The following is a 12,588-nucleotide window of genomic DNA, read 5'->3' as shown; positions in this document are numbered from 1 at the left end:
CTTATGAGAAGTTTAGTGATAAGAGCACTAAAATACCGATAAAATTGATTGAAGTTTACGCAAACGTTTGATTCAAAACAGCAGAGCTGCTTCATAAAAGGTAAAAGCTGTAGGATAAAAGGTACAGGGCACAAAGGTAAAAGGTGCAGGGTAAGCGAACTTACACCCTACACCTTAAACCTTACACTTAAACCTTACGCTCTACATCCTACACATCAATACGCGGGGTTTTGAACCAGTTTATCGTTCCTGTTTATCTCGTCTCTGTGAATGGGAACATAATACATTTTATCGTCCCATTTCCTGTTTTCATGTGTATTGTTTTCAACAGGATTATATGTGTAATTATATATAGCCTCATTGTGCTGGTAAGGCGCATTTTGCTGTTGACCAGGCTTAAATTTACCTGTTACACTTATGTAAGTCACCTTTCTGCCCAATGTTGTTGGAGCGATCATCCACCTCCTGGCATCGTGATACCTGTGTTCTTCAAATGCCAGTTCTATTTTTCTTTCATGCCTGTACCGGTCTCTCAATGCTGTGCCACTTGTTTCAGTAATAGCAGGCATTCCTGCTCTGAAGCGTATTTTATTCAGCCAGTTTACGGCTTCTCCATCTTCACCTAATTCTATACAGGCTTCAATATAATTCAACACTGCTTCCGTATGCCTGAAAAAAGGCCATGGAATATATTGCAGCATACTTTGATCAATTTGTGCAGGGTTAATATCTACAAACTTCACAAAATAATAACCGGTTCTGCTGCCATTCCAGTCCTCAATTGGTGAAAGGCGGGTGTCGAGTCCCTGCCAGGTGGTAAGAGACCCACCCTGAATGATATCATATGCGCCGGTTTGAATACGGCTTACCGGATCGAGGGTGCTGTTGGGACGGGGTTTCCAGTAAGCACCATCATACAATATGGTAGCATACAGACGGGGATCTCTGTTGATATAGGGATTTGCTTTGTGAGCCGGTTTTGACCAGTCAAAAGGAACAGCATTTCCACCTTCCAGTACTTCAAAAGCATCAACAAACGAACCGATAGGTGTATTGCCCGCCCAATTAGCATAACCATTAGGACCGTTATGCCTTCCATGCCAGCCGGCATCTTCATTTTTTTCCGGCACAAAATATCTTCCAAATATAATCTCTGTTTCTGCAGCAGCATCTATGCCGGGTCCGCTGCTTCCGCCTCCCATTGCAATAGATTTATAATTAAGCCTTCCCTGTTCAGCAGTTGCCGGTGCAGTCAGATCTAATTTATAACCCGAAGTTGCATCCATTACAGCTTTGGCAGCATTTTTTGCTGCTGTCCAGCGGGCAATCCTGTCGCCGGATTCATATCCAATTAATGATTTATTACCGTAATCGCCAATGGCAGAGGCTTTAGTGCTGGCGGTTGGTATATCATGCAAATCACTGGCAGCATACAACAAAACCCTTGATCTGAGCGCCAATACTGCATTTACAGAAGCTCTGCCTTTAGGAATAGACTTACCACTTAATAAAGTTTGTGCCTGCTGAAGATCACTTAAAATAAAGTTTACGCAATCTTCATAGCTGCTCCTTTCCTGAGTATAATCCTCGTTGAGCCCATACACTTTATCTACTATCGGAACGCCTCCGTAGTACCTAACCAACTGGTGATAAAAATACGCCCTCAGAAAATAGGATTCTCCTTTTAACCTTTCCAATAATGCAGGATTGTCAAAAGTGGCATTTTCCAGTTCGGCAAGCGCCACGTTACAGGTTCTTACCCAGTTATACATACTGGTCCACTCATAAGTGCCATTTACCCATCCTGGATTGGTAGGGCTGGCACTGCCTTCGTTTACTGTATTAATATTTCTTCCTGCATGTGTAAATATTGCTTCATCAGACAGGGAAGCCAGCATCTGTTCATTAAATCCTCCCAAACCAAGTCCACCATAAATATTGGTTATAAATGCTTCGGATAAAGGTGCATCTTTCCACACATCAGCAGCAGATACTTCTCCAAGCGGCCTTCGGTCTAAAAAATCCTTGTTGCATCCAACTGATATTGTTATCAGCAATAGTAATATAGTTAGTTTATGTATATAGTTCATGATCAGTTTATTTAAAAAGTTACTCTGGCACCTACGTTAATAATTCTGGCTTGCGGATAGTATTGCCCGCTGCTGCTGGTTGATTCAGGATCAAAAATTCCCAATTCATCCCAGGTAATTAAATTCAGACCATTTACATATACCCTGAAATTAGACATACCTAATCTCTTCCCGATATTAGCAGGAAGATTATAGCCAATTTCAAGATTTTTCATACGCAGGTAATTACTGTTTCTCAGCCAGTAAGTATTATTTCCTGCCTGCCCGCCATTGGTATAATAGGTATTATTCCTGTTTGCCAGTCGTGGGTGTTCGCTGCTCGGATTATCAATTGACCACCTGTTATCATAGGAATATTTCAGGTAGTTACCAATATCACCCGACTCAGTACCAATAAACAGCAGCCCTCCTGTAGCACCCTGGAAAAGCAGGGAAAGATCGAAGTTTTTATATTGCAGGTTAATTGAAAAACCACCTGTAAACCGCGGATCCCTGGTTTTGTCTAGCCGCACCATATCATCACCATTAATTACCTTATCGTCATTAATATCTTTCAGCTTCATATCACCAGGACGCAGGTTAGTACCTCCCGCCCCACTGTAATCAATGGCATTGGCATCAATATCTTTCTGATCAACAAATACACCATCATACTGGTATGCTAAAAAAGCTGCTCCGTTGGTTCCGAAAGGCTTGCCGGTAGAGCGCTGCCATTCCGGTACATTTCCTTCATCCCAAAACACAATTTTGTTTTTTGCATAACCGCCATTTACGGAAACACTATAGGTAAGGTCGCCTATACTACCATTATATCCTACCCTGAAATCAAATCCCCTGTTCTCAATTTTACCTTCATTTACCGGTGGTAATAAACTCCTGATACCTGAGCTTCCGGGCGTAGATCCTAACCGCTGGATCAGGATTTTCTCTCTCTTATTTACAAAATAATCTACTTCAAAAGACAATTTGTTATTCAGTAAAGAGCCTTCCAGCCCGATATCCATATTATTAGCAACCTCCCATGTAAAGCCCGGGTTTGGCACCCTTCTTTCATAAATAGCCTTCATCACCTGGTCATCAATAATATAAGAACGATCAAAGCCATAGGTAGACATATAGTGGAACTCCTGCAATACATCATTGTAATATACCTGGTCATTACCCATTCTTCCGTAAGAAGCTCTCAGCTTCAGGTTATCTATGAATGAAACATTATTCCTGAAGAAATCCTCTTCAGAAATTCTCCATCCTGCAGAGATTGAAGGGAAAAAGCCCCAGCGCTGATCCGGCGCGAACATATACGAACCGTCATATCTCCATAAAAACTCTGCTAAATATTTTTCTTTGAAGTTATATCCCAGGCGACCGAAATAACTCAAACGGGCTCTTTCGTATGCACCCCCACCATTATTTCTCTCCCTGTCGCCACCGGCAAACATCTGGTCAATAGCAGAAGAAATGAAGAAACGCCGGTAGGCGCTGAAATTATCTGCCCTTATGCTTTCCCTGTTTACCGCCGCTAAAAAATTAAACGTGTGGTCACCAAAAGATTTATCATAATTCAGCATTGCACCCAACAGGATATTCAGCACGGTTTCATTTAATTGATTAAGGCGGGGATCCTGGAAGTTGGAACGCAGCTCGCGTATTAATAGCGGGGTAACGCCATCAGCCTCGTATGTACTTTTGTCCCAGGAATATAAATACCAGGGCGTTTCCCATCTTTTCACATTCCTGTAAGACTTATCCAAAGAAGCAATACCACTGAGCTTTAAGCCTTCCACACCGGGTATGTCAAACTCAATTCTTCCATTTGATTGAAAATAATCCCTTTTATCCTTATCATAACCGGTTGCATTGGTAGTAATGGTTACCGGGTTATCTCCAAATTCAATATCTCTTCCTGGCAACCCGTTCGGCCAAATGGCATTTTCCTGTGGCTTACCTCTCATCAGCATTCTGAAGATGGCTCCTGCACTTCTGATAGGGAAGAAACGATCTTCTTCACGTGCTGATACACCAATATTTGCCCGCAGGTATTTATTAATTTTTGCATCCAGGTTAAAGCGCATGTCATATTGCTTATACCCGGTAGCAGAGTTTTTATAATAACCCTCCTGATTCTGATGTCCCACTGAAAGCAGGTATTTCACATTCTCGGTACCACCGTTCAACTGAAGATTATGCCGCTGTTGTGGTGACCATTTTTTTAACACCGCATCAAACCAGTCAGTATCAGGGTAACCCCATGGATCTGACTTGTTACGATATTTTTCCATTTCTTCCGGCATAAAGCCTAATGCGGCCTTTACTTCGTTTCCATTATCCGGGTTAATATATGTTCCTGTAGTTTGAATTGCCTGCCATGCTGCAGCCCAATTTGCCGGCGCTACATTATCAAATACCTGGTTCTGGTTCCTGATTTCCCCGTATTCCAGTACATTCGACATTTTAGGAATAACGGTAGGCTGTGCCCAGCCCTGGTTAAAATCATAAGACAATCTAGGCTTTCCGGTTTTACCCTGTTTGGTGGTAATAAGTATTACACCGTTTGCAGCTCTTGCTCCATATATAGCGGCAGATGCATCTTTCAATATTGACATACTTTCAATGTCTGCAGGGTTTAAACGGTCAAAACCGCCGGCACGCTCTGGCACACCATCTATTACAATTAATGCTGAGCTGTTTCCTAAGGTATTTGTACCGCGAATGCGTATGGTAGAACCGTCGTAACCAGGCTCACCACTGCTATTAATAGCAGTAATACCAGGCAACCTGCCTGCCAGTGAGTTTGAAAGGTTTACGGCAGGAGATTTCTGCAACTCAGACCCCTTAACCTGCGCCACAGCACCGGTTACGGTTACTTTTTTCTGTGTTGCGTAACCTACTACTATCACAGATTCCAACTGTGAGGCCTCGCCTGAAAGCAGGGTTACATTAATGTTGGTTTGATTACCAACTGTTATCTCCTGTGACTGATGCCCGACGGCGGTAATCACCAATACTGATTTTGTGCCGGGTACATTAATACTAAATTCTCCGGCATCATTTGTTGTGGTACCATTGTTAGTACCTTTTACAACAATAGTGGTATTGGCCAAAGCTTCACCTTTGTCATTAGCTACTTTTCCTTTAACAGCAATCGACTGAGCAAATACTGCTGCTGTAGTTATGCACAATGCCATAACGATTAAGCAGACACGTTTTGCTTTTTGAAGAACTTGTTGCATAAGTGTGTTTGGTTTGGTTTTGTATTTACTGATTAATAAAAGTTGTCACGTGGGGTGGAAGAAGCTAACTCAAAGGGATGGGGACCAGGGCTCTGATAAGAGATTACAATAAAAATGCTGAGATTTTTATTTGCTGTAAAACATCATTAAATGCAATGGAATGAAAAGAGAAAGTTTCTATTCATATGGCTTGTTAGTTTGGTTATTAATAAAATAGACTTATCTATTAAAATCAATCGTTAATAGCCCAAATACTGTGTTTGGCAGGTAAAAATAGTCAAAAAAGAATTACAAATGTTTTTTTGACACTTTATTTTTTAACAGCTTGTTTAAGAATAAAAATTGACAAAAATGCACCACAATTATATCTAATACAGGCACTCATAGTTGATTATATGCTACTTTATTTTGTTTTTGAACATATTTATGATATCCCAAACGTTTGGTGCATCTCAAGTGAACAATTCATAATAATTTAGCGACCTTCAAAAAAAATGCTTTGAAAAAAACTAAGATTATTCGCACGGCAACTATTCCATTCTCGCTTAACCTACTGTTAAAAGGTCAGCTTTCATTTTTAAATCAGCATGTTGATATAACCGCAGTCTCCGGAGCCGGTAAAGATCTTGATGAAGTTGCAAGGCGGGAAGGGGTAAAAACCTACCCTATTGAAATGCAGCGACAGATTTCACTCTTAAAAGATTTAAAAAGCCTTTGGAAGTTATACCGCTATTTTAAAAAAGAAAGGCCGCAGATTGTGCACTCCATCACTCCCAAGGCAGGACTATTATCTATGCTTGCAGCTAAAATGGCCGGAGTGCCTGTAAGGATCCATACATTTACGGGACTCCTGTTTCCTTATCGCACTGGCTTATTGCAGAAAATACTTATCACAACTGATAAAATTTTATGTTGGGCAGCAACCAGCATCTTTCCTGAAGGCAAAGGCGTAATGCATGATCTTCAAAAATTTGGTATCACTCAAAAGCCTTTAAAAATTATAGCCAATGGTAATGTTAATGGCATAGATCTCCATTTTTTTTCTCCTGAACAGGTAACAGCAGAAGAAAAAGCTAAGCTTAAATTTACGTGGGATATCGGTGCAGAAGACTTTGTTTTTGTTTTTGTAGGAAGATTAGTAAAAGATAAGGGCATTAATGAACTGGTAAGCGCTTTTTCTGCATTGAATACACAACCTCAATATCAACATATAAAATTGCTGCTGGTTGGAAATACAGAACCCGCATTAGACCCTTTGGAGCCGGGAACTATTGCAAAAATTGAGCATAACTCTAATATTATTGCTGTAGGTTTTCAACCAGACGTTCGCTCTTTTCTCGCTATAAGCACCGCTTTGGTTTTTCCAAGCTATCGTGAGGGGTTTCCCAACGTGGTGCTTCAGGCCGGAGCAATGGGGTTGCCAATGATTGTTACAGATATCAGCGGCTGCAATGAAATTGTGATCCCAAATGAAAATGGGATCATTATTGAACCCCGGTCTGAAGTAGCCCTAAGAGAAGCCATGAAAACCTTACTGGAGAATAGTCAGTTACGTATAAAACTACAGGAGAGTTCCCGAAGTTTTATTACATCACGCTATAACCAGGATATTGTATGGAATTCCCTGCTGGAGGAATACAGGCTACTGTTATCTAAACATCAAAACTGATGCCGGGAATAATGCATTATTAACAAAAAGAGGCTGTATCAAAAATAAATGAAGAGCTTGAGAATCGCGTAAACGATCACCTGTCTCCATCAGGTATCCGAATAAAAAGAGGCTATCTCATACTTTTGAGACAGCCTCTTTAATTTTTTACTGCAAACCTGTAAGCCGGATTCTGTCGTGTGCTATCATTTATCTGGCCGGGTTATTACTAACCAGGTCTATCTGCTTACCCTCCCTGATATTTCCGGAGAAATTCCACCGGGCAGGCGGAAAATCAGGGTATACATAGCATTTCAGCACGCAAGGTTTACCCATTCTGCAAGTTGCCCTGCAAAATTGTGAGCTCTTACCTCACATTTTCACCCTTATCCTGCTAAAGCAAGACGGTCATTTTCTGTGGCACTATCTGTTTCCGCTGTGATCGGAACCCGGCTGTTAACCGGTACGTTGCCCTGTGCTGTCCGGACTTTCCTCAGTATATTGCTTATACCGCGATAGCATGGAATGCAGCAAATGCAAAGATAAAATTTTAATACCTCTTCTTCGCACTCCTGGTGCATTCCCGTAAAACAAAATATCCGGCTCAATTTTCTTTTGCCGGAGGCGGAGGTGGTGGAGGCGGCGGCACTGGTATGTCTCCGTATTGATCGCTGAACGCTTTTTTTATTGCTGCATCAGACAAATTATAAGACCTGGTGGTTTTGTCTTTCATTTTTAAAACAATCGTATTAGGATCCTTCCAATGAACTTTGGCAACGCCAGGATTATGATCAAGAAAGCTTTTTACCCCTGAAAATTTTGTTGCTTCAATGGCAGGAGGAGGTGGTGGCGGAGGCGGCGGTTTTGTTTCCTTTTGTGCGCAAACAACCGTTGATGTGCATATAATGCAGGTAATAATAAATATCTTTTTCATACCTTATGATTTTAGCTTTAGACACCATTTCAAAAAATTTCCACAAAAATTTCAATATATATCATAATCCCTGTTCTTATCTTCAATAACCAATACTCATTATCATGCGTTCACTTTTTATTTTGCTGGCAGTTATATATACGGGCACTGCTTATACACAAACAGACTCCCTATCTGCAAAATTCCCTGTTAATACAGGCTATCTTTCTTCATTTGACAATACCAAAATTTATTACGAATGCCGGGGAAATGGGAAGCCCGTTGTGCTTATACATGGATTTATTGTAAACAGCAACTCCTGGAAAAAGACAGCGATGTATACAGATCTGTTAAATAATGGTTACCGCGTTATTCTGCTTGATTTGCGCGGCAATGGCAAATCTGACAAACCACATGATAGCACTGCTTATGAAAATGACGCAGAAGCAAAAGATGTTATGCTGCTGATGGATAAGCTGAAAATTAAAAATTATGCCGTTATTGGTTATTCGAGAGGTTCTATTATTACCGCAAAATTGTTAGCGCTTGATAAAAGAATACATGCTGCCGTGCTTGGTGGCATGGGAACCGATTTTACCAACCCGGATTGGCCAAGAAGAATTATGTTTTATCATGCATTGAGAGGAGACAGTATTCCTGAGATGAAAGCGGTTATTGATAATATCAGCAGGCAAAATCTTGACCGTACTGCATTGATGTGGATGCAGCGATACCAACCTTCTACCAGTATACAAACGTTGAATAAGGTTAAACAACCCGTGCTCGTTATTTGCGGAGACCAGGATAGCGATAATGGATCGGCCGCAGACCTTGCAAAACTTTTTAAAAGATCTTCGTTCGCAACGGTCCCCGGTAATCATGGAGGCGCGTATCATACGCCGCAATTTTCAACTGAAATACAAAAATTTTTAAAAGAAAATTATTAGCTGTCTCTCCTTTTTAAAAATATATCTCTGTTGCACCATAGCCAAAAGAAGGATGGAACTGGTTGACAAAAGATTTTACTTCCTTTTTCAAACGCAGCAGTTCATGTATTTCTTCCCTGAGTTTTCCCGTGCCTACGCCATGAATAATAATAATCATCGCCTGATGATGCTGCAATGCCGCGTCATAATGCTGCTCAAAAGTTTTTAGCTGAAGATCAAGCTTTTCAGCATTGCTCATTTTTTGCCAGTTGTCTGTAAGTTTTTCAATGTGCAGATCAACAACCGTACGGGGAGGTATAACCGAAGTTTTACCCGAGGCATGCACTTTAAACCCTGCTTTGGAAAGTTTGCTCAAATCCGGCTTTTCTTCCTCTACCCTATCGGGATATGTATCAAATAGCCTGTAAGAAAAAGTAGCTTCCTGCTTTAATCGCATTTCTTCCAGTTGCTTAAATACCTGCTTACCTTTTGGTTTAATGAACGTTTCAAAATACTCCGCTTTTTTCTTATCAGGCTTACTTAGCGAAAACTCAAACGAAAAGCGCGGAGCGTCATTCAATGCTTCAAAAGATATATCATGCAGGTAAAAATCGCTGAGCGCCGGCACTTCATTTTCAAGCTCAAAATCTAACCGCCCGTCATACCAAACCGTATAAATAAAACGATATGCTGTATTTGACTGGTTAACCAAATGCAACCTGAATTTTTCTACAATATCATCATCAAAAACATCTTTATCAAACACCGGCAAAAATGAGATCCACACTCCTTCGGTTACTTTATATTTAGCCGAACTTTTTTCTTTTTTAATATTATCAATAAACTGCTTTGGCTTTTTATCCTCAAATTTTTTCTGCGAAAATCTTTTGAAATAAGGAAAGTCAATCTGATCAAGATATATGGGGAATTTCACACCTCTCACACTCACCATCACCATTTTATCATTTATAATATCAATCACTTCACCTTCTTCATCGGTATGCAATATCAAAATTTTATCTCCTACCTGGTATTTCATCGGGCGAAATTAAGGAAAAGAGTGCAGCGGTGGGCGGTGAGCCGTGGGCAATAGGCTGTGTTTATCATTAAAAATGAAATTATCAATCCTACAAATCAATACCTTTGAAACAAACATTTACCTCATGGGTGTCTGGCGGCAGATCGCAGAGTATCTCTACATAAAAAAGAAAGACCCGAACAGGGAAGATACTACATGGATAAAGTATATGCATGGGATAAACCGCATATCCATTTTATTATTCCTGTTTGCCATTATTGTTATGATGGTTCGCCTTGCAAAAAGCTGTTGATGGCTTTAGCCGCATTATCCGACGCATGTCCTCCCCTGCTTAAAATATCGCGAAGTTGCTGATAGTCAGATCCTAATTGCTGTATGCGTTCGGGATTATTTAAAATGTCATTCAATTCTTTTACAACATTCTCAACAGTCAGCTCATGCTGGATCAATTCCTTTACCACAGGCTTATCCATAATGAGATTAACAAGAGAGATATATTTTATATTTATCACCCTTTTAGCAATAGCATAAGAAACAGGACTTCCTTTATAGCAAACTACTTCAGGCACACCGAACAACGCTGTTTCAAGCGTTGCGGTGCCGGATGTTACCAGGGCGGCTTTGGCATGTAGCAATAAATCGTAGGTTTTACCGCTTACGCTTTTTACACCAGGATAATGACTGAGCAGTTCTTTATAAAAATTATCGTCCTGCCCCGGTGCCTTGGCTACCACAAACTGGTAGTCAGGAAAAATTTTGCTTACCTCCAGCATAACAGGCAGCTTCTTTAATATCTCCTGCTTGCGGCTGCCTGGCAGTAACGCTATCAGAGGTTTTTGAATAGAAGAAAGTATATTATTCGTGCCCGCATCTTTTTTCGAATATTCATCTATCACTTCTACCAGTGGGTGACCAACATAAGTTACGTCATAGTGCCATTTTTGATAAAATGCTTTTTCAAAAGGAAGTATCACCAGCATTTTATCTACACATTTCTTGATTGTATTAACACGATTCTCTTTCCATGCCCAAACCTGCGGCGATATATAGTAGATAATTTTAAGTCCCTGCGTTTTAGCCCATTTTGCAATACGTAGATTAAAACCGGGATAATCTATAAGAATAAGGGTGTCCGGTTTATAATTGAGTATATCTTTTTTGCAGAAAGAAAGATTATTTAAAATAGTACGCAGGTTCATCACCACTTCGGCAAATCCCATAAAAGCCAGGTCACGGTAATGCTTCACCACATCAGCGCCGGCAGCTTCCATCATATCACCGCCCCATGCCCTGAACCTTGCATTTTGATCTGTTTTTTTTAAAGCTTTAATAAGATTAGATCCGTGGAGATCGCCTGAAGCTTCACCTGCTATGATATAATATTTCACCAAGGGCTCTTTTATTTACTACCCAAAGTAATTAAAAATCAGTGAGGAGATGGCATATATTATTGTTATGGCAAAAATTCCTTTTGCGGTTTTATCCTTCCTGGTATTAATATAAATAGTGAACAAAACCACATTAAGAAACAGGCATGTTATGCTGATTGCCCTTACCAGGCTTTTATTGGTTTTAAAAGCAGCCATCATATCTCCAAAACTGTACAAGGGATAAAACTTAACAAAATAATATATTACCACGCTTACCAGCGGTAACAAAAGCCCTAATACTATTCCTAAACGAAAATCGTCTTTTTTAAAAATCACTTATGAAAAGTTTTTTCGAGTTTGGTTTTTAAAACGTAATTGGTAAGATCAAATTGTACAGGCACTACACTAACATAATTATTTGCCAGCGCCCACACGTCAGTATCTTTTCCTTTATCAAAATTTACGAATGCACCGGTAAGCCAGTAGTATTTTTTTCCACCGGGATCTTTGCGCTCATCAAAATCTTCCTCGTATTTGGCATAAGCCTGGCGGCATACTTTTATGCCTTTGATAAGATCATCAGTAACCGGCGGAAAATTTACATTGAGGCAAAGATGCTTATCTGATTTTTGTGATAATATTTTCTTTACAATGATATTCGCGTACCTGCGCGCCGCGGTAAAATCAGCTTCCATGCTATAATCCAGCAAAGAAAAACCGATGGACGGAATACTTTCTATAGATGCTTCAATAGCCGCGCTCATGGTGCCGGAATAAATTACATTAATAGAATGATTAGCGCCATGATTAATACCACTTACACAGATATCCGGCTTGCCGCCAAGTATTTTATCTACCGCCAGCTTAACACAATCTACCGGCGTACCATTGCAACTCCAGGCTTCCACACCATCCATTAAATTTACCTGGTGCAACCTTAATGGCGAGCCAATAGTAATAGCGTGCCCCATGCCCGACTGCGGTTTATCAGGTGCAACCACTACCACTTTTCCCAGGTCTTTTACCGCTTCTACCAGGTTGCGTATGCCCGGAGCCATTACGCCATCATCATTCGTTACTAATATCACCGGGTCTTTTTTCTTACGTTTTGATACTGCCATGCAATCGAAAACTTGTTTTTGTAAAAGTCCTGATTATTCGCCTGATGCCCAAATCAAAGTGAATGGGTTGTGAGCGGTCAGCGGTTAGCTATCAGCGGTTAGCTATCAGCCGTCAGCTATCAGTTATCAGTGTCATGTCCTGAAAAAAGTAGACACTATTACTACTATTACCCTTTTTCTTTTTTTTGTTACTTTTTTTCTTTTTACAATCCACATTTTAATTGTGGATTATTATAAACTTATTTGATTTA

10 protein-coding genes and 1 other RNA gene are annotated in these 12,588 nt (G+C 40.3%); 3 read left to right on the top strand and 8 right to left on the bottom strand.

Annotation, left to right across the window (positions count from 1 at the left end):
* Window positions 1-215: 215 nt before the first annotated feature.
* Both DC498_RS20315 and DC498_RS20310 read right to left on the bottom strand, forming a co-directional pair.
* Window positions 216-2,090, bottom strand: a complete 1,875-nt coding sequence (locus DC498_RS20315; protein ID WP_116876000.1) for a RagB/SusD family nutrient uptake outer membrane protein — start codon at window positions 2,088-2,090, stop codon at window positions 216-218.
* An 11-nt stretch (window positions 2,091-2,101) separates the two neighbouring features.
* On the bottom strand, window positions 2,102-5,320 hold the full coding sequence (locus DC498_RS20310; protein ID WP_116875999.1) for a SusC/RagA family TonB-linked outer membrane protein: 3,219 nt from the start codon (window positions 5,318-5,320) through the stop codon (window positions 2,102-2,104).
* Window positions 5,321-5,819: 499 nt separating this feature from the next.
* On the opposite strand from DC498_RS20310, the gene DC498_RS20305 reads away from it, so the two are divergent.
* On the top strand, window positions 5,820-6,989 hold the full coding sequence (locus DC498_RS20305; protein WP_116875998.1) for a glycosyltransferase family 4 protein: 1,170 nt from the start codon (window positions 5,820-5,822) through the stop codon (window positions 6,987-6,989).
* 145 nt (window positions 6,990-7,134) lie between these two features.
* Here the strand turns inward: DC498_RS20305 and rnpB are convergent.
* Window positions 7,135-7,500: RNase P RNA component class A (gene rnpB / locus DC498_RS20300), an RNA gene on the bottom strand.
* Window positions 7,501-7,572: 72 nt separating this feature from the next.
* The gene (locus DC498_RS20295) at window positions 7,573-7,902 is read right to left on the bottom strand and encodes a hypothetical protein (protein ID WP_116875997.1); all 330 of its coding nucleotides are present in this window, start codon (window positions 7,900-7,902) and stop codon (window positions 7,573-7,575) included.
* 104 nt (window positions 7,903-8,006) lie between these two features.
* Here DC498_RS20295 and DC498_RS20290 point away from each other — a divergent pair, with 104 nt between their 5' ends.
* Entirely contained in the window at window positions 8,007-8,828 is an 822-nt protein-coding gene (locus DC498_RS20290; RefSeq protein WP_116875996.1) for an alpha/beta fold hydrolase, read from the top strand.
* A gap of 13 nt (window positions 8,829-8,841) precedes the next feature.
* Here DC498_RS20290 and DC498_RS20285 read toward each other — a convergent pair whose 3' ends face one another.
* Window positions 8,842-9,846: a Smr/MutS family protein gene (locus tag DC498_RS20285; protein WP_116875995.1), complete on the bottom strand. Its 1,005-nt coding sequence runs from the start codon at window positions 9,844-9,846 to the stop codon at window positions 8,842-8,844.
* A gap of 73 nt (window positions 9,847-9,919) precedes the next feature.
* Here DC498_RS20285 and DC498_RS20280 point away from each other — a divergent pair, with 73 nt between their 5' ends.
* A complete protein-coding gene (locus DC498_RS20280; RefSeq protein ID WP_116875994.1) occupies window positions 9,920-10,138 on the top strand; it encodes a DUF6728 family protein in 219 nt (72 codons plus the stop codon).
* Here the strand turns inward: DC498_RS20280 and lpxB are convergent.
* Genes lpxB through surE form a run of 3 tightly spaced genes read right to left on the bottom strand, consistent with a single transcriptional unit; the run spans window position 10,107 to window position 12,337 of the window.
* On the bottom strand, window positions 10,107-11,234 hold the full coding sequence (lpxB, locus tag DC498_RS20275) for a lipid-A-disaccharide synthase (protein ID WP_116875993.1): 1,128 nt from the start codon (window positions 11,232-11,234) through the stop codon (window positions 10,107-10,109). The genes DC498_RS20280 and lpxB overlap by 32 nt on opposite strands.
* Before the next feature lie 18 nt (window positions 11,235-11,252).
* Entirely contained in the window at window positions 11,253-11,552 is a 300-nt protein-coding gene (locus DC498_RS20270; protein ID WP_116875992.1) for a hypothetical protein, read from the bottom strand.
* Window positions 11,549-12,337, bottom strand: coding sequence for a 5'/3'-nucleotidase SurE (surE, locus tag DC498_RS20265; RefSeq protein ID WP_116875991.1), 789 nt, complete (start codon window positions 12,335-12,337; stop codon window positions 11,549-11,551). The genes DC498_RS20270 and surE overlap by 4 nt, the downstream gene beginning before the upstream one ends.
* Window positions 12,338-12,588 lie beyond the last annotated feature (251 nt).

The organism is Terrimonas sp., from assembly GCF_003075435.1.
Taxonomy (GTDB): domain Bacteria; phylum Bacteroidota; class Bacteroidia; order Chitinophagales; family Chitinophagaceae; genus Agriterribacter.
The sequence above is the reverse complement of the archived record's forward strand: the minus strand, read 5'-3'. Positions and strand labels throughout refer to the sequence as shown.